We start from the raw sequence: 17,458 nt of genomic DNA on the forward strand, positions 1-17,458 counted from the left end.
ACGCCGACCAACCGGCCGCACACGCCAAGACAACCACCCAGATGATCGAAGAGGAGTGCGCCGGACCGCGCCGACTCCAGAAGATTACCAGGCCCTGTCACTGTCTTGGCCCGGTTCGCGTTCAACGACGTACGGCCCGGCTTCATTCCCGTCACGAGTCACGTACGCGCGCGGGGGCAGAGGCAGGGGCGTGCTAGGACTGATCCACCTTGGAAGACGACGAAGGGGTAGGAGCCGGACGTGATTCGACAGGGGTTCCCTCGCGCCCTGATCGTGCTGGTCGGTACCGCGGCCGCGGTCATCACCCTCGCCGGCGTCCAGGCGGTGGGCTCGATCGTCGGCCCGGTCGTCCTGGCGCTGACGCTCGTCATCGCCGTCTCCCCGGTGCGCGGGTGGCTGGCCCGCCGCCACGCCCCCGTGTGGCTGCAGGTGGCCGTACCCCTGGCGCTGGTGCTGCTGGTCCTGCTCGGCATGGTCGCGGTGCTCAGCATCGCCGCCGCGCAACTCGCCATCCTGGCTCCCACCTACGCGCCCCAGTTCAACGCCATGGTCATGGATCTGCAGCACTGGGCCGCCGGGCTCGGCTACGGCAGCGACCAGCTCAACAAGGCCCTGTCGTCGCTCGATCCCGGCAAACTGATCGGGGTCGCCCAGAGTCTGCTCAGCAGTCTCCTCGGCGTGTTGTCGAGCCTGTTCCTCATCGTCGTCCTGCTCCTGGCCATGAGCCTCGACGCCCCCGTCATCACGCGGATCGTGGACGCCGCCGCCACCGAGCGGCCGGCGCTCACCCTCGCTCTCCAGACGTTCAGCTCCAAGACCCGCCGCTATCTGATCGTCTCGACGGTCTTCGGCCTGATCTGCTCGGTCCTCGACGTCACCGCGCTGTACGTCCTGGGCGTGCCGCTCCCGCTGTTGTGGGGCGTCCTGGCCCTCATCACGAACTACATCCCGAACATCGGGTTCATCCTCGGCCTCATCCCTCCGGCGCTGCTCGGGCTGCTGGAGGGCGGGCCCAAGACGATGCTGCTGGTCATCGCGGCCTACATGGCGATCAACGTGGTGATCCAGTCGTTCATCCAGCCGAAGTTCCTGGGGGACGCCGTGGGACTGTCCACGACGGCCACGTTCCTCTCGCTGATCGTCTGGGGATGGGTGCTCGGCCCGCTCGGCGCCCTGCTCGCGATTCCGCTGAGTCTGCTCGTCCGCGCCCTGCTCGTCGACAGCGATCCGGACGGCGCCTGGACCGCCGCGCTCATCTCCGGGCGGCTGCCGGAACGCGCCGCGCGACCCCGCCCCGAAACGCCCCCGGAAACCCGCCCCGAGAGGCGTCCGGAGCCACCCGGCGATCACTGACCGCGCATCGCCGGCGCAGCCGGACGCTCTCGACACGGACCGGTTCCGCGTGGTGCGGCGGAGGGGTACGGCGGGGCGCTCCGGCTTAGGGTCTGGTCATGCGGCGATGGGACGACGACGAGCGGCTGACCGGGATCACGGACGCCTCGGCGATGGAGCCACAGGTGCGGGCCCTTCTCGACGCGATGGGGAGGGACGGATGGGTCACCGAGGAGCCCGAGGCGCACCTGCTCCCCCATCTGCGCCGGGCGTGCGGGTCGGAGTGGCTGCTCACGGGTGAACGCCTGCTCGACGACGGCGTGTACGAGGTGACGGTCTCGCTGTCCGGTGACAGGGAGGGCGTCCACGTGCACCGCGACGTGATCCGTCTGCTGTCGTCGATCGCCGAGACCGCGTTCTTCGTACGGGAGGCGGGGCCGGGCGTGTTCGAGTGCGTGACCGGGCGGCTCGACGGCGACCCGCCCGGTTACAAAAGCCATGGTCACCTGGTCCGGCTCATCGTGACCTGAGCGCGGCCCGGCTCACAGGGCCTGTACGCGCGCCCTCCCGTCCGGCGAGGGCAGCGGCGTGCCCTCGGCGTACCTGCGCTTCCACGGGATGGCCGCGGCCAACAGCGGGAAGATCAGCAGCGAACTGATCGCCCAGGGGGCGTGCAGTTCCATCCAGGCGGGCCCGTGGAACTGGGTGAGCACGATGTATCCGGCCGCGGCCCACAGCGTGCTGCCGAGGATCGCGGGCCAGGCCCAGCGGGTGGGCCGGGCGACCAGGAACGGCATGAACCAGAGCAGGTACTGCGCGCCGAGGCGCGGCGTGAAGATCATGAAGGACAGCAGGATGGCGATCGTGACGTCGACGGGGTCGGCCCTGCGCCACCAGACGAGACAGGCGACGATCGAGGCGTAGATGAGGTACTGGCCGATCCTCGCCGGGGTCGGATCGAGGTTCCAGTTGCCGCCGCTGACCAGCGCGGTCCAGCCCCAGTCTCCCGTGATCGGGCGGACGTCGCTGGGCCGCAGGCCGATGGTGTTCAGCACCTCCGGAAGCTGCCGCCACTCCGTCCAGCCACCGATCGGGAGCGTCAGCAGGAAGAACACCGGCGGGACGGCGACGGCGACCAGCGCGACCAGCCGGCTGCGCAGCCCGGGCAGGAACATCAGCATCGCCGGGACGAGGATCACGGGCCAGCTCTTCGCGCACAGCGCGAGGCCCATGAGCGCGCCCGCCCCGGCCGCCCGCCACGTCGCCGCGCGGTCCTCGTCCGACGGGCGGACCAGCCGCCGGACGATCTCCCCCGGCGGGATCCACGGAAGCGGCAGCGCGCGGTCCGCGATCCGCAGCCGGGCCCACGGCAGCGGCTCCGGCCGCCGCCAGTCGCCGGGGCCGCGCGCCACGACGTACGCCGCGACGCCGAAGACCAGCGACACCGGCTCGACCTGGCCGTGTACGGAGGCGACGAGGATCGCGAGGGGGCTGCAGGCGTACTGGAAGGCGCGCAGTTTCGCGGTCCGTCCCCCGGCCAGCCTGCCGACCAGCGGGATCAGCGCGATGTCGGCGACGACCGTGACGATCCGGCCGGCGTAGTCCCAGGTGACGCCCAGCCACAGCAGCAGGCCGTACAGGTAGGGGATCATCGGCAGGAAGTGCCAGCCGCCGTTGCTTTCGAGCACCGGGTCGCGGCCTTCGACGATCGCCCTGCCCGCGGGCTGGAAGCTGTTGACGTAGTCGATCGGCTGGAACTTGGTGTCCTTGGCCGCCAGGACCATGATGAGAACACGTACGGCGATGCCGAGCGTCAGCGTGACGGCCGGCGACGGCCGCCAGCCCTTCCACTGGGCGACGAGCGCCAGTACGACGCCGGCGGCGAGGACGATGCTGGTGGGGATCGCGTATTCCATGACGATGCCAAGCCTGCCCGACGGACGGCAAAACCCGCGACTCAAGGGCGTATTCGGTCACCCACCCGTCGCGCTACGTCACCATTCGGGGTACTGTGAGCACGGAGCGTAGCATTCAGGAGACCTCGATGAAGATTCGCCTGTGGATCACTCTTGTCATGGCTGTGATCGTCGGCATGTTGATCGGCCTGCTGGCCCCCACACACGGGGGCGACCGGCGCGACGCGTAGGGGGTGTCGGGCTCGCGGCGCCGGCCGCCTGCCGGGGAGCGCCCGGGGCGCGTGGGTACAGGGAGCGCCCGGTCTCCCGGGGCGCGCGGGTGGCGGGGAGCGCCCGGTCTCCCGGGGCGCGGCGGGTGGGGTGGCGGTCAGGTGGCGGGGCCGGGCCCGGTGTGCCGGGCCCGGCCCCCTTTCATCAGGGCGTGCTTCTCCTGGTCACCGGGGTCAGAAGCCCGCGGTGACCCGGGTGAAGTCCCAGTCGCTCTGCGCGATGCCGCTGCAGTTCGACACCACCCCGCCGCCCGGGCAGCCGCGGTCGCGGTTGACCGACCAGAAGGCGAGCCGGCCGAGGCCCTTCGACTTGGCGTAGTCGCGGATCTGGGTCCAGGTGGACACCGAGGTCAGCTCCTGCTGGTCGGACAGGCCGTTCATGCCCGAGATGCCCATGTGGGCGTACGCCTGGGCGTCGCTCCAGCCCCAGGCCGACTTGAGCGCGTTCTTCAGGCCCTCGGCCGCGTTGACGGTGTTCTGGTACATGTTCGCGCCGCCGCCGAAGTCGAACGGCATGATCGTGTAGTTGTCGATGTTCACGCCGAGCGCCTTCGACTGGTTGATCAGCCGCGTGCCCCACCAGCTCGGGCCGGTCGTGCTGGTGCCGAAGGTGACGACGACCTTGACGTTCGGGTTGTTCTGCTTGACGATCTTGAGCCCGCCGAGGATGCGGTCCTGGACGGCCTCGTTCTCGAACTCGTCGGTGTTCTCGATGTCGAAGTCGACCGCGGCGGGGCTGTAGGCGTTGATCACCTGCTGGACCGCCGAGGCGAAGGCGGACGAGCTGGAGCAGTTCGGGCCGAGCTTGTTGCCCTGCCAGCCGCCGAAGGAGATCTGGACGTTGCCGCCGGCCGCCTTGATCTGCGAGATCGCGGTGGCGTCGGCGCTGCCGGAAAGCGGGCGCGAGCCGTCCCACGCCGGGACGCAGCCGCCGCCGGAGAGCATGAAGGCCATCGTGAACTGCTTGACCCCGGTGGCGTTCATGACGGTGGCCGGGTTCGGCGGGTTGCCCCAGCCCTCGTACAGGTAGGGCGCGCCGGGAAGCTTGCCGCCGCTCGCGGGGCAGCCCGTGGTGGTGCCGGTCACCGACCCGCTCGCCGCGGACTCGCCGTTGTTGTTGTACGCCTTGACCGTGTACGTGTGGGTGGTGCAGGTGCCGAGGCCGGAGACCGTGGCGCTGGTCCCGCTGACGGTCGCCCGGACCGACGTGCCCTCGTAGACGCGGTATCCGGTCACCGTGCCGCTCGACGCCCCCCAGGACAGCGAGATCGACGAGCTGCCGGTGCCGGTGACGGACGGGTTGCCGGGCTTGCCCGGCGCGCCCGACGGCGGGGTCGGGCTCGGGGACGGGTTGCCTCCGCCGCTCACCGGCTTCCAGAGTGCCGGGACGATCGGCGGCTCCCAGCCGGTCAGGGACGTGTGCGCCTGGATGCACTCGTAGTCGACGCCCTGGTAGGTGACGCGGGCGCCGACGGCGTACCAGGTGTTCGGGGCCCAGGCCGCGTAGGCCAGCGTGACCACGCCGCTCGGGGCGGCCGAGGCGGAGGCGGTGGTTCCCGCGACCAGTCCGGCGACCGCCAGGAGGAGGGAGGCGACCAGGGCGAGCGCCGCCCTGACCTGCCGGCGCGTACGGAAGCGAAGCTGCATTCTTCCTCGCAAGGTGGGGTTGGGGGGTGAGTGGGGGGGTCGAGGAGGGCTCAGCCCGTGAAGGCCTTGAAGATGTTCGTGAACTCGTAGGCGGACTGGGAGACGCCGCTGCAGGTGGGCGAGAGGGTGCCGTTCGGGCAGCCGCCGTTGTCCCGGCCCACCGACCAGAAGCCGATCCGCCCCACGTGGCCCGCCTGCGCGTACGACAGGAGCGTGCGGGCGTCGGCCTGGTAGGTCACCTGGCCGGTGTCGTTCTTGCCGATCATCGGGGTGAGGCCGAGCATCCGCTTGATCTGCGCGTCGGTCTTCGACGGCCAGATCTGCTTCATCTGCGCCACGGTGGCGTTCGCCGCGCCGACCATCGCGGCGCCCCAGGCGCCGGAGTAGCCGAAGTCCATCAGCATCGGGTTGACCAGGACGTTCAGGCCCCTGGCCGCCGCGTCCTGGAGGATCTGCACCGAGAACGGGTCGACGCCGTAGTCCTGGCCCTGCACGCGCAGCGTGTAGCTGATCACGGTGCCGCGCTCGGCCTGCAACTGCCTGAGCGCCGTGTTGACCTTGGCGATGTCGATGGCCGCCTCGACGTCCACGTCCAGATAGTTGCTGCCGACCGTGTCCAGCACCTTCTTGTACGCCGCGAGCAGCGCCGCCGAGGTGCCGCAGGTGTGCTCCAGGTAGGGGCCCACGGCGCCTCCGGTGGCCACGATCACCTGGCCGCCCCTGGCCTGCAGGCCCTTGACGTCGCCCACGATCCGCGCGTCGCCGATCGGGATCGTGCCGCCCCAGGCCGGGTTGCAGCCCGTGCTGTCCCCCAGCGCGAAGGCGAGGGTGTAGTTCTTCACCCCCGTCGCGGTGTACGCGCTCACCAGCGACGGCGTGGTCATCGTGATGTCGACGTACGGCGCGAAGGTGATCGAGCCCGGGTTGGGCGGCGGCCCGGAGGGCGACGGGCTCGCGCTCGGCGAAGGCGAGGCCGAAGGCGAGGGCGACGGGCTGACCGATGGTGACGGGGACGGCGAGGGCGACGGCGAGGGCGCGGTGCCCGGGCCGTCGAGGACGACGTCGTCGGCGTAGTAGGTGCCCTGGCCGTACCAGCCGTTGACGTAGACCGTCACGCTCGTCGTGGCGGATCCGGTGGTGAAGGACGTGGCCAGGCGAGACCACGCCGACCCCGGCGAGGCCCACGTCTGCGCCTCGACCCCGGCGCCGGTCGCGCCCAGGAACACATAGTTGCCCTGCACCCAGGCCGACAACGCGTACGTCGTGGACGGCTTCACCGTGATCGTCTGCTGGCACCGCGCGTAGTCGTTGCCGGCCGGCGTCGCCGACAGCGCCCTGGACCCGCCGTGCACCGGGCTCGACACCGCCTGCGCCGTCGGCGCGCACGTCCAGCCCGACAGGCCCGACTCGAAGCCCGGGTTGGCGGCGATGTTCGCGGCCCGGGCCGTTCCGGTGAAGGCGCCGGTGAGCAGGGCGGCGAGGGCGAGGGACGCCGCCGTGCCGGCGCCGACGATCTTTCTCATGCGCGCCGTCCCGGGTGCGGGGCGACGGTCGTGGAGGACTTGCGGCGCGGATTCGTGATCTGCATGGTCACAACCTCTGTGGGGGGTGAACGGGAGGTTGGCGGAACGGGAGGTCGGCGGAACGGGAGGTCGGCGGAACTCCGTACGGCCGGCGCCTGACGGAGGCGGCCGATCGGACGGCACCGGCCGTACGGAAGCCGGGAGCGTCCGGCGACGGGACGCGAGGGGACGCGAAGGGAGGAGATGTCAGGGATGGGAAGAGGCCATGCCGACTCCCGGAGGCGTTCTTTTAGGAAAGTTTCCTAAGAGTTGTACGGATCGTAGCTTCGCGGTCGCGTGCCTGCAAGACCCAATTCGACAGCGTTCCTAACGCAGGCTGTCAGGCCCGGGTCGAGGCCGCGGGCGCGTTATGCGGGTGTTAAGGGCGGGCTGCCCGTCCGATAAGCGAGCCCGTCGAACGGGCGTCTCCCCCGCCGCGCCACCCCTGCCACAGGGCGACAGGCATCGATCGATCGAGGGAGTGTCCTGTGATCACGTTCGCGGCATTATTGCCTCATGGCCGAACCGGTGCCGTTAGGCGGCTGTCCTCACGTCCCTCGGACCGCGATCCCCCGGGCGTCGCGCGGAGGCGCGGCGCCGCCGCACTCCGGGGCGCGTGTCCCGGCCGGTGAAGCCGGGAGGGCCCGGTGGTGAGCGTCGCCGAGAGCGTGCGGTTCGGGGTGCTCGGCACGTTGCGCGCGGAGGTGGAGGGACGCCCGGCGCACCTCGGCGGTCCCCGGCAGCGGGCCGTGCTGGCGATGCTGCTGATCGCGCGGGGCAGGAACGTCTCCGCGGAGCGGATCCTCGCGGACGTGTGGGAGGACTCCAGGCCGCCCTCCATGACGACGTTGCACGGATACGTCGCCGACCTGCGCAGGGCGCTGGAGCCGGAGCGGGCGTCCGGCGCCCCGGCCCGGCTGCTGGTGCGCGAGGGAGCCGGATACGCCCTGCGCGCCGCCCCGGCCATGGTGGACGCCGAGCGCTTCACGGATCTGGCCGCGCGCGGCCGGCGGGCGCTGGAGGACGGCGAGCCGGACCACGCCGCGGACCTGCTCGGGCAGGCGCTCGCGCTCTGGCGTGGCCCGGCCTACGCGGAGGTGGCCGAAGCCGCGTTCGCGGTGCCCGACGCGACCCGGCTGGAGGAGCTGCGGGCCGCCGTGCGCGAGGACCGGCTCGCCGCCGTCGTCGCGGCGGGGCGACACGTCGCCGCCGTGGGCGAGCTGGAGGCGCTGGTCTCCGAGCAGCCGCTGCGGGAACGCGGCTGGGAGCTGCTCGCCCTCGCCCTCTACCGGTCGGGACGGCAGGCCGAGGCCCTCGCCGCGCTGCGGAGGGTGCGCCGGCGGCTGGCGGACGAGCTGGGCGTCGAGCCCGGCCCCGGCCTGCGCGACCTGGAGGCGGCCGTGCTCGCCCAGGATCCCCGGCTGCTCCCGCCGCCCGCCCGGCCCGGCTCTGCGCTGCCGGGCCCCACGCGGCCCGGCCCCGGGCGTTCCCCCCGGGTCGCGGAGTCCTCGCCGCCCTCGGGCAACCTGCCGTTCGCGCTGTCCGGATTCGTCGGCCGCCGGACCGACCTCGCGGCCGTCGCCGGCCTGCTGGAGGAGCACCGGCTCGTCACGCTCACCGGGCCGGGAGGGGTGGGCAAGACCCGGCTGGCCCTGGAGGTCGCCCGCGCCCGCGCGCACGACGACACCCGCGACGGCGTCAGCGGGAGCGCCGACGGGCCCTGGCTCGTGGAGCTGGGCGCGCTGCGCGCCCCCGAGCTGCTGGCGGCGACGGTCGCGACCGCCCTGGGCCTGCCCGCCACGTCGTCCGCCGAGCAACTGGCCGCCGTGCTCGCCGGGCGCGACGCGCTGATCGTCCTCGACAACTGCGAGCACCTGCTGACTCCGGTCGCCACGCTGGTCCACACCCTGCTGACCCGCTGCGGAGCCGTACGGATCCTCGGCACGAGCCGCGAGGCCCTGGGCCTCACCGGCGAGGTGGTCTACGAGGTGCCGCCGCTGGACGCCGCCACGGACGCCGCCGACCTCTTCCTCAGCCGTGCGGCCGCCGGTGTTCCCGGCTGGACGACGGGGCCGGACGACAGAGACACGATCACCGCCCTGTGCGCCGGGCTCGACGGGATCCCCCTCGCCATCGAGCTCGCCGCCGCGCAGTGCCGCACGCTGTCCGTGGAGCAGATCGCCGGCGCCCTGGAGGACCGCTTCACCCTGCTCGTGGGTGGTCCGGCCGGGCGTCCCGACCGCCATCGGACCCTGCTGGACACGATCGCGTGGAGCGACGATCTGCTGCTGCCGGACGAGCGCCTGCTCTTCCACCGGCTCGGGGTGCTCGGCGGCGGCTTCGACCTGGAGACCGCGGCCGCCGTCGGCGGGATCACGCCCGTCCTCCCTCCGCTGTCGGCGCTGGTCCGCAAGTCGCTGGTCACCGCCGAGCCCGGCACGGCGCCACGCCGTTACCGGATGCTGGAGACCGTGCGCCAGTACGCCCTGGCCGCGCTCTCCCCACAGGAGCTGGAGGAGACGCGGGCCCGCCACCGCGCCTGGGCGCTGGCGCGGGCCGAGAGCGTCGAACGCCACCTGCGCGGCCCGCAGGGCGCGGTGTTGCTCGACGGGCTGAGCCGCGACCAGCCGGAGTTCCGCGCCGCGTTCTCCTCCGCGCTGGCGGCGGGTGACGGCGCCTACGCGCTGCGCCTGGGTGGCGCGCTCTTCTGGTTCTGGTTCCGGATGGGCCATGTGGCGGAGGGTCTCGCCTGGCTCTCTGAGGCGTTCGCGGCCGCCCCGGAGGCGGGCCCCGCTGTCCGTGCGCGCGCCCGGTTCGCCGTGATGGCGCTGCTCTACCTGGCCGGACAGCCCGCGCGGTCGCACGAAGTGGCCCGTACGGCCGTCGAGGAGGCCCGTGAGGCCGGCGACCCGGTGACGGAGGCGGGCGCCACCGCCTACGGCGCGTACACGGGTGTGCTCGCCGGTGCGCCGATCGACGTCACGGCCCTGACCGGGCGGGCCGTCGAGATCGCCCGGCACACCGCCCAGACCTGGCTGGAGGCCGAGACGCTCATGGTGCGGGGCATGGCGCTGCGGGCCCTGGGAGACCTGCCGGCCGCCGACGCGGCCTTCCAGGAGGCGATCGCCGCCGCCCACGCCAGCGGGCACGACTGGGCCGCGGACGGCGCCGCCTGGTGTGACATGAAGACCGCGTCGGACCGTGGGGACGGCGCCAGGGCGCTGGCCGTCGCGGGCGACCTCCTGGCGGCCATGGACCGCTACGGAGACATCTCCTTCTGGCTGGTGACGGTGCACAGCACGGCGCGGGCGCTGGCGCTGACCGGCCGGGCCGAGGAGGCCGCCGTACTGATGGGGGCGGTGGAGGCGATCGGCGCCCGGGCGGGTGTGTCCCCGGCGCTGATGGACCCGCTGGACGGTCCGCGCGAGGCCGCCGCGGTCCGTGCGGCGCTCACGCCGCAGGAGTACGAACGCCACGCCGCCCGTGGGCGTGAGCTGTCCCGGGAGGAGACGAGCCGGCTCGTCAGGGCCCTGGTCCCGGGCCGCCGGTCCCGCTGAGGCGCACGACGGCCCGGCCTTCCCGGCGACCCGGGTCATCCCAGCGCCCCGGACCTTCCCGGCGACCCGGGCCTTCGCAGCGACCCGGGCTATCCCAGCGACCGGGGCCTTCCCCACGTCCGGCGCCTCGCCGACGGCCGCCGGCCCGCCCCCGGCCAGGGCCTTTTCGCCGGCCGGGGCCTTCCCGGCCGCTGGGAAGCCACTGGGAAAGGCGCTGGGAAAGCCGGTTCCCGGCGGCCCCCCAGCGGGCCCGCACATCCTCGTCTTCGTGAGCGGACGCCGCCCCACCCGGGCGGCCTGACGACGAGGAAGACCATGATCAAGCGAGTGACGCGCACCACGGCCGAAACCCGGCCGGACGGGCACGCCGTCGTCGCCGGGGCGGGAATCGGTGGGCTGCTGGCGGCCCGGGTGCTGACCGAGACGTTCGGCCGGGTCACGGTGATCGACCGTGACGAGCTGCCGGACCAGGGCGTCCCCAGACGGGGGGTGCCGCAGGGCCACCACGCCCACGGGCTGCTGTCGCGGGGCTGCGAGATCCTCGAGGACCTGTTTCCCGGGCTGACCGCGGACCTGGTCGCCGAGGGCGCCACCCCCTGCGACATCCAGAACGACGTCCGCTGGTACAACGACGGCCGGCGGCTGCGGTCCGCGCCCTCGCGGATGCGCGGCCTGACGGTGAGCAGGCCGCGGCTGGAGGCGTCCCTGCTGTCCCGGGTCGCGGCCCTTCCCGGCGTGACGATCCTGGAACGCCGCGAGGTGGTCGAACCGATCACCGGCCCCGGCGGCGCGGTGACCGGCGTACGGCTCGCGGGCCAGAGTCATGAGCCCGGTCGTGAGCCGGAGGACCTGCCCGCGGACCTCGTCGTGAACGCCACCGGCCGGGGCAACCGGGGCACCGAGTGGCTGCGCCGGCTGGGATACGAGCCCGCACCCGAGGAGCGCGTCGACTCGCGCCTGGTGTACGTCTCGCGCGAGTACCGGCGGCGTCCCGGGGACGCCGAGTTCGTCGCCGTCATCGTGGGGCACACCGCGGCCGTGCCGAGGGGCGGGGTCGCGCTCAGCGGGGAGGGCGACCGCTGGCTGGTCACCCTGTTCGGCATGGGCGACGACGTGCCGCCCGTCGACCCGGACGGCTACCACCGCTTCGCCGCCCGGCTCCCGGTGCCGGACCTGCATCTCCTCCTGGAGCGCCTGGAGCCCCTCACCGAGCCGCGGCTGATGCGCATCCCGGTGAGCATCCGCCGCCGGTACGAGCGGCTGGACCGTTTCCCCGAGGGCTACCTGGTCTTCGGTGACGCCCTGTGCCAGTTCAACCCGTCGTACGGACAGGGCATGACGGTCGCCGCCTGCGAGGCCGCCGCGCTGCGCGAATGTCTCGCCGACGGCGGTGGCGCCGGCCTGGCCCGCCGCTTCTTCGACCGCGCCGCGCGGATCATCGACGTGCCGTGGGACATGTCGGTCGGCGGCGATCTGCGGTTCCCGTCCGTCGAGGGGCCGCGCACCCTGCGGACGAGGCTGCTGAACCGCTACATCTCCCGGCTGCATGTGGCGGCGGAGGCGGACCCGGTGGTCGGGCACGCGTTCCTCAGCGTCGCCAACCTGCAGGCGCCTCCGCAGCACCTGATGTCGCCGGGCGTCCTCGCCCGGGTGCTCCGGCCGCGAGCCGGCCGCGCTGCGACATCACCCCCGACGTCACCCCCGGCGGGCCCCCGGCCCGCGGCCCGGGACCACGTCCCGGCCTGAATGGCTCACCCGAGCCCTGTTCCCCCACCAGAGCGGTCCCGAAGGGACCGGAAGAAAGGACACCTCTCATGATGAAGCGCACCTCCCTCCGCCTCGCCCTCGCCGCCGTCGCCACCACCGCCGCCGTCGCCGGCGGTCTGGCGGCCACCTCCGCCCCGGCCCTGGCGGCCACGGGCGCCACGGCCAACTCGGGCAGGGTCGCCCCCGGCGCCACCGGGACCTTCCTGGCGATCTGCCCCTCGTACGCGCCGCACATGCTGGCCGACACCATCCAGATCACCGCCCCGGCCGGGGTGTCGATCTCGACCAGCCTGACCCGCGACTCCGACGTCTTCCACCGCGACCTGCTCAGGGTGACGGCCGTCAACGGAACCTTGGCGAGCGCCTACGTGGCCGTCACGGCCTCGTGCACGAGCTGATCTGGCGGGGATGCGGTTCAGCGGAGGATGGTGCCCTCGCGCAGGGCGTGCCGTCCTCCGCTCTGGACGGTGACAAAGTCGACCACGCCGGTCAGCTTCTGCAGGTCGAAGCCCGCCTTGACGCGGCCGGGCTCGGCCGGCACGTAGACGGTGAGCAGGTAGTGGCGCCCGTTGGCCGCGCCGAGCGCGTCGAGTTGCGCGCGGAACTCGGCCAGCAGGGCCGTCAGGTGACGCCTGTCGTCGGCCCCGACGTGGTTGCCCAGGTGGCCCTCTTCGCCGGGCCACTCCCAGTCGACGTCGATGCCGTCGAAGACGCCCGCGGCGCTGCCCGGCCCGCCTCGGCTGCCCACGCCCGGCAGGTCACCCCTGATGTACGCGTCGAGGCACGACTTGACGAACCGCTGCCGGGTGGCGGCGGTGCGCGCGACGTCCGAGAAATACTTGGAATACGTCCAGCCTCCGATGGAGACGAGCGTCTTCAGGTTGGAGTGCCGGGCCTTCAGCTTCTTCAGCTGGTTGAAGTTCCCGGCGAGCCGGGCGTCCGGAGGGTCCGCCCTGCCGTCCAGCGACTCGGCGGCCGTGAAACCCCGCTGGTAGTCGGCCCAGGCGTCACCCGCGCCGTCGCCCTGGTCGGGGTCCTCGGGATCGGGCGCGGGTGGCCGGGTGACACCGGCCAGGCAGGTCAGGGACGTCGGGTCGATGTTCGCGAAGGCGTAGACGGCGTGCGTCAGCCGGCTCGCCTGCCCGCTCTCCTCCAGGTCGCGCACGGTCGACGTGGCGCCGTACGCGCCGCGCTGGGGGACGTACCCGACCCTGATCGGGCGCGGCGAGGGAGAAGGGGAGGGCCTGGGGGTGACCGTGACGGTGACCGTCACCTCGGGCATGGGCACGGACTCGGTCTCCACCCGGGTCGCCGCGGCCTGCGCGGCCGTCACCGTGCTCCCCGACGTGCTCCCCGCCGTGCTCCCCGACGTGCTCTGTGACGTGCTCTGGGCGGGAGCCACCGCCGCCCGGAAGGGACCGGCGGCGGGGGGCAATGTGAGACGCACTGTGGGACGCGGCTTCACCTGCATGGTCCGCGCCGCGGGTGCGGCGGCGGTCCCGGTCGCCCGGGCCGGGTCGAAGCAGGCGATGAACAGGGCGGAAAGTACGGCGGACAGGACCACGACGGTGAAGGCGCCACGCGTGATCGCTTGCATGGTTACTCCGAACGGAAAAGGGACCTCCGGCGCCGGAACGCCGAGGGGAGGGAATGCCGCGGGAGCGTAGTGACGTCGTCGACCGGCGGACAACCGGCCCAGTCTTAACGCCGCATTATGGCGGGCTCATGTCGCAGGTGGGCGCGTTCCAGCGAGCCGACCTGCTGTTTTCATCATGGCAGTGGTCTCTGCAAATTTCACCCCGTGCGGATGGGAACGCACGCGGGCCGGTCCCTCCGGATCGATGGTCAGACGGCGGCGACGAGGGTGAGGACGCCCGCGCCGACCAGGGCGAAGGCCCACATCCGGTCGAGGTTGAACCAGGCCCGGCGCAGGACGGCGACACCGAGGAACTCGTACACGACCACCGCGACCACGGTCGCCGTGAGGAACATCGCGAGCGTGTGCACCCCGGCGACGAGCAGCCCGCCGGACAGCGCGTGCCCGTGGTGGCTCGCGGGCATCCGGGTCAGGACGGGCAGCAGCATCAGCCCCGCGCCGTGCACCGACGACATCAGGAACGACCAGGCGGCCAGTTGCGGCAGCGACAGCCGCATGCCCACCCAGCGGAAGTGCCGCCGGGCGAGCAGGTGCCACAGCCCGAACCCGACGAGCAGGACCCCCGCCCCGATCGCGAGGGCCGTCCCGGTCACGAGCGACCCGGTCGCGGACACCACCGCCACCACCAGGGCCACCGACGCGAGGTGGCCGAGCGCGATGACCGGGAGGGACTGCAGCAGTAGGTCGCGGCTGCGCTCCTGCAGTCCCCGGGCGACGGCGAACAGCCAGCCCATCGCGGGGTTGATCCCGTGAAAGGCGCCGAGCAGGATGACCGCGGTCAGTGTCACGGGTAGCAGTAGGAGTCGGAGGACGCGTCGCCGCCCTGCAGCCGGGTCTGGTGCGGGCGCAGGCCGCGGAAGTCGTCGCCGTGGGGGAAGAACCGCTCGTCGAGCGTGAAGCCGTCCGCGTCGATCTTCGCCATCCACGCGCCGACCCCGTCCGGGTAGAACTGGTCGTCCCAGGCGCCGTAGAGGGAGTTGGTGACGTAGACCCGGCGGCCGTCGCGGCTCACCTCGACCATCTGCGGCCCGCCCGCGAGCCGCTCGCCCGGGGCGGCGGGGTGGGCGGCCCGGTCCACGATGCCGCCGAGGCGGATCGAGCCGATCTCGACCGGCTTGAACGGGTCGGACACGTCGTACTGCTTGAGCTCGCCGGTGCCCCAGCACGACACGTACAGGCGCTGGTCATCCACCGACAGGTCGATGTCGGTGACGAGCGGCGGCACCGCGCCGAACGGCTTGAGCACGTCGGGCAGGTCGTCCGGCGACGCGGGCTCGGCCGGGATCGTGATGACCTTGGTCGCCGCCCAGCGGGAGCCCTCCCTGTGCCACACCCACACCGAGGCCGACAGGTCCTCGACGCTGACGACGACTCCGGCGAAGCCGTACGTCTTCGTCGGGTCGTGGGCGGGGCGCAGCTCCAGCGTCATCTGGTGCTGGTCGCCGAGGTCGACCTCCTGGACGTGCCGGCGCTTACGCAGGTCCCAGAAGTGCAGCTTGTGGCCGTACTTGCGGCCGAGCAGCAGTTCGCCGACCACCCCGTCCTCGATCATCGAGGGCGTGCCCCACTCGGAGGTGACCAGCACGTCGTGGTTGATGTGCCACCAGAAGTCGTAGGCGAGGTACTGCGGGCCGCGGTCGACCTCCCACCTGCCGAGGACCTCGAACGTGTTGTGATCGAGGATGGCGATGCCGCCCGGGCCGTCGTCGCCGTAGCCGCCGAGCGCGCTGACATACAGACCCTCGGGGCCGCAGTGGACGGTGTGCGGGCGGGAGTAGCCGGCCCGCTTGCCCAGCTCCTCGGGCTCGATGACCTTCACGAGCTCGGGACTGACCCGGTCCTTGGTGTCGTACACGTAGATGCGCGACGACCGCAGGCCGGGGACGATCAGGTAGCGCCGCTCCACGTGCGGGTGCGGCGCGTACGGGCAGAGGGCGCTGCTGCAGGCGTTCCAGCCGAAGTGGTGCAGCTCGTCCCCCGTGTGCGGCAGGTCCGTCCAGCCGACCACCGTCCCGTACGCCGGAGAGGCGGGGTCGGTGTCGAGCACGGCGAGCGCGTCGGGCCGCTCGGCCGACCGGTCGAAGGCGGCCACGTAGGCCAGCTTCTCCGGCGGCGCCTCCGCCGCGTCGCGGGGCGAGGGATAGAAGGTCGGATCGGGCTTCCACAGCGTCATAGGGCCAACAATTGTCCTTATTACCCGTAGGGTCAATAGGAATCTTCCAGCTCTTAAACTGCCGTGACCAGGTGCTGCGCGGAGCTATACCCTGACTCATCACGCTTTACGGAGGCATGGGTGTTCTTCGGCATCACCAACATCTGGACCTACGTGGTCGGCTCGTTCCTGATCGTCCTGCTGCCCGGGCCGAACTCGCTCTTCGTCCTGTCCACCGCCGCCCAGCGCGGGGTCCGGCGGGGCTACCGGGCGGCGGCCGGGGTCTTCGTCGGCGACTCGCTGCTCATGTTCCTGTCGGCCGCCGGGGTCGCGTCGCTGCTCAAGTCCACGCCGGTGCTGTTCACGATCGTGAAGTACTCGGGCGCGGTCTACCTCGGCTGGATCGGCTTCGGCATGCTGCGCGGCGCCTGGCGCTCGCTGCGCGCCTCCCGCGCCAGGACCGCCCCGCCGGAAACCGGGGCCGCCGCCGAGACCGTCCGGGAGGACCCCGCGGCGGCCGCCCGGACGACCGGGCCCGCCGGGGAGCACGCGGCGGCCGACGAGCGGCGCGACCCGTTCCGGAAGGCGCTCACGATCAGCCTCCTCAACCCCAAGGCGATCCTGTTCTTCGTGGCGTTCTTCGTGCAGTTCGTGGACCCGTCGTACGGTGCGCCGGCGCTGTCGTTCCTGATCCTCGCGCTGATCGTGCAGGTGTTCAGCGTGACCTACCTGACCGCCCTCATCTTCGGCGGCACGTTCCTCGCGGCGCACTTCCGCCGCCGCCGCAGGCTCGCGGCCGGGCTCACGTCCGGAGTGGGCGCGCTCTTCCTGGGCTTCGGCGCCAAACTGGCCACCGCCACGCTCAACTGACGACGCCCCGCGCGGGACCGGGCGTCACTCGCCGTGCGCGTCGGCGAGCGCGGTCTCGAACGCGTCCATCGCCCGCTGGACCCTGTCGTACCCGGCCGACGGCAGCCACGCCATGACACGGGAGACCCCCGCCGCCTCGCACCGCTCCAGCGCGGCGGGGTCCGCCGGGACGGCCAGCATCACGACCTCGACGCGCCGGCCCGCCTCCTCCGCCCGGCGGAACAGTTCGGGGATCCGCTCCAGGACCCCCGGGCCGTAGTTGGGCAGCCAGGCGTCCCCGTAGTCCAGGACCCGGTCGAACACCCGCGGCCCGACCCCGCCCACGAGGATCGGCGGGTGCGGGCGCTGGGCCGGCTTGGGCCACGACCAGATGGGGTCGAACGACACGAACTCCCCGTGGAACTCCGCCTCGTCGCGGGTCCAGATCTCCCGCATGGCCTGCACGCGCTCCCGCATCAGCGCGAACCGGCGGGCCGGGTCGGTCCCGTGGTTGCGCATCTCCTCGCGGTTCCAGCCCGCGCCGACGCCGAACTCGAAGCGCCCGCCGGTCAGGTCGTCCACGCTCGCGACCGTCTTCGCGAGGCCGATGGGCTCGTGCTCCGGCACCAGGCAGATGCCGGTGCCCACCCGCAGGCGGGTCGTCGCGGCCCCGGCCGCCATCGACGCGACGAACGGATCGTAGGTGTGCCATTGACGCGCTCCCTGGCCTGAAGGCTGGGGATTCAGTCT

General features: G+C 72.6%; 13 protein-coding genes. 6 read left to right on the forward strand and 7 right to left on the reverse strand.

Features of this window, described 5'->3' with window-relative positions; all coding sequences use genetic code 11:
• The first annotated feature begins 240 nt into the window (after positions 1–240).
• Entirely contained in the window at positions 241–1,353 is a 1,113-nt protein-coding gene (locus Mam01_RS35245) for an AI-2E family transporter (protein ID WP_204289566.1), read from the forward strand.
• A gap of 98 nt (positions 1,354–1,451) precedes the next feature.
• Positions 1,452–1,862 carry a hypothetical protein gene (locus tag Mam01_RS35250; protein ID WP_204289567.1) on the forward strand — a complete coding sequence of 137 codons (411 nt, stop codon included), beginning with the start codon at positions 1,452–1,454 and terminating at the stop codon, positions 1,860–1,862.
• A 12-nt stretch (positions 1,863–1,874) separates the two neighbouring features.
• Here the strand turns inward: Mam01_RS35250 and Mam01_RS35255 are convergent, their stop codons facing one another.
• The 3 genes from Mam01_RS35255 to Mam01_RS35265 form a co-directional block, all read right to left on the reverse strand.
• Positions 1,875–3,248 carry a hypothetical protein gene (locus Mam01_RS35255; RefSeq protein ID WP_204289568.1) on the reverse strand — a complete coding sequence of 458 codons (1,374 nt, stop codon included), beginning with the start codon at positions 3,246–3,248 and terminating at the stop codon, positions 1,875–1,877.
• 443 nt (positions 3,249–3,691) lie between these two features.
• Entirely contained in the window at positions 3,692–5,164 is a 1,473-nt protein-coding gene (locus Mam01_RS35260; RefSeq protein WP_204289569.1) for a carbohydrate-binding protein, read from the reverse strand.
• Between the two features lie 50 nt (positions 5,165–5,214).
• Positions 5,215–6,687, reverse strand: a complete 1,473-nt coding sequence (locus Mam01_RS35265) for a carbohydrate binding domain-containing protein (protein ID WP_204289570.1) — start codon at positions 6,685–6,687, stop codon at positions 5,215–5,217.
• Between the two features lie 686 nt (positions 6,688–7,373).
• Between Mam01_RS35265 and Mam01_RS35270 the strand changes: the two genes are divergently transcribed.
• The 3 genes from Mam01_RS35270 (at position 7,374) to Mam01_RS35280 (ending at position 12,448) form a co-directional block, all read left to right on the forward strand.
• On the forward strand, positions 7,374–10,283 hold the full coding sequence (locus Mam01_RS35270; protein ID WP_204289571.1) for an AfsR/SARP family transcriptional regulator: 2,910 nt from the start codon (positions 7,374–7,376) through the stop codon (positions 10,281–10,283).
• Positions 10,284–10,598: 315 nt separating this feature from the next.
• Positions 10,599–12,029, forward strand: a complete 1,431-nt coding sequence (locus Mam01_RS35275; RefSeq protein WP_204289572.1) for an NAD(P)/FAD-dependent oxidoreductase — start codon at positions 10,599–10,601, stop codon at positions 12,027–12,029.
• 68 nt (positions 12,030–12,097) lie between these two features.
• Positions 12,098–12,448: a hypothetical protein gene (locus Mam01_RS35280; protein ID WP_204289573.1), complete on the forward strand. Its 351-nt coding sequence runs from the start codon at positions 12,098–12,100 to the stop codon at positions 12,446–12,448.
• 17 nt (positions 12,449–12,465) lie between these two features.
• Here Mam01_RS35280 and Mam01_RS35285 read toward each other — a convergent pair whose 3' ends face one another.
• The 3 genes from Mam01_RS35285 to Mam01_RS35295 all read right to left on the reverse strand — a co-directional run bounded on the left by Mam01_RS35285 (position 12,466) and on the right by Mam01_RS35295 (position 15,880).
• A complete protein-coding gene (locus Mam01_RS35285; protein WP_204289574.1) occupies positions 12,466–13,647 on the reverse strand; it encodes a glycoside hydrolase family 18 protein in 1,182 nt (393 codons plus the stop codon).
• A gap of 248 nt (positions 13,648–13,895) precedes the next feature.
• Positions 13,896–14,495 (reverse strand): hypothetical protein, encoded by a 600-nt coding sequence (locus tag Mam01_RS35290; RefSeq protein WP_150940322.1) that lies wholly within the window; start codon positions 14,493–14,495, stop codon positions 13,896–13,898.
• Positions 14,492–15,880: a selenium-binding protein SBP56-related protein gene (locus Mam01_RS35295; RefSeq protein WP_204289575.1), complete on the reverse strand. Its 1,389-nt coding sequence runs from the start codon at positions 15,878–15,880 to the stop codon at positions 14,492–14,494. Before Mam01_RS35295 ends, Mam01_RS35290 begins: the two co-directional genes overlap by 4 nt.
• Before the next feature lie 120 nt (positions 15,881–16,000).
• Between Mam01_RS35295 and leuE the strand changes: the two genes are divergently transcribed.
• Positions 16,001–16,729 carry a leucine efflux protein LeuE gene (leuE, locus tag Mam01_RS35300; RefSeq protein WP_204289576.1) on the forward strand — a complete coding sequence of 243 codons (729 nt, stop codon included), beginning with the start codon at positions 16,001–16,003 and terminating at the stop codon, positions 16,727–16,729.
• A gap of 24 nt (positions 16,730–16,753) precedes the next feature.
• Here the strand turns inward: leuE and Mam01_RS35305 are convergent.
• A partial coding sequence (locus Mam01_RS35305; protein ID WP_204289577.1) for a TIGR03619 family F420-dependent LLM class oxidoreductase occupies positions 16,754–17,458 on the reverse strand: 705 nt, incomplete at its 5' end.

The organism is Microbispora amethystogenes (assembly GCF_016863015.1).
GTDB lineage: Bacteria > Actinomycetota > Actinomycetes > Streptosporangiales > Streptosporangiaceae > Microbispora > Microbispora amethystogenes.

Bases quoted from the DNA above. Each gene is read 5' to 3' on its own strand.
- Mam01_RS35280 (WP_204289573.1), top strand. From the start codon at position 12,098: ATGATGAAGCGCACCTCCCTCCGCCTCGCCCTCGCCGCCGTCGCCACC.
- Mam01_RS35265 (WP_204289570.1), bottom strand. From the start codon at position 6,687: ATGAGAAAGATCGTCGGCGCCGGCACGGCGGCGTCCCTCGCCCTCGCC.
- Mam01_RS35250 (WP_204289567.1), top strand. From the start codon at position 1,452: ATGCGGCGATGGGACGACGACGAGCGGCTGACCGGGATCACGGACGCC.
- Mam01_RS35275 (WP_204289572.1), top strand. From the start codon at position 10,599: ATGATCAAGCGAGTGACGCGCACCACGGCCGAAACCCGGCCGGACGGG.
- Mam01_RS35260 (WP_204289569.1), bottom strand. From the start codon at position 5,164: ATGCAGCTTCGCTTCCGTACGCGCCGGCAGGTCAGGGCGGCGCTCGCC.
- Mam01_RS35255 (WP_204289568.1), bottom strand. From the start codon at position 3,248: ATGGAATACGCGATCCCCACCAGCATCGTCCTCGCCGCCGGCGTCGTA.
- Mam01_RS35285 (WP_204289574.1), bottom strand. From the start codon at position 13,647: ATGCAAGCGATCACGCGTGGCGCCTTCACCGTCGTGGTCCTGTCCGCC.
- Mam01_RS35295 (WP_204289575.1), bottom strand. From the start codon at position 15,880: ATGACGCTGTGGAAGCCCGATCCGACCTTCTATCCCTCGCCCCGCGAC.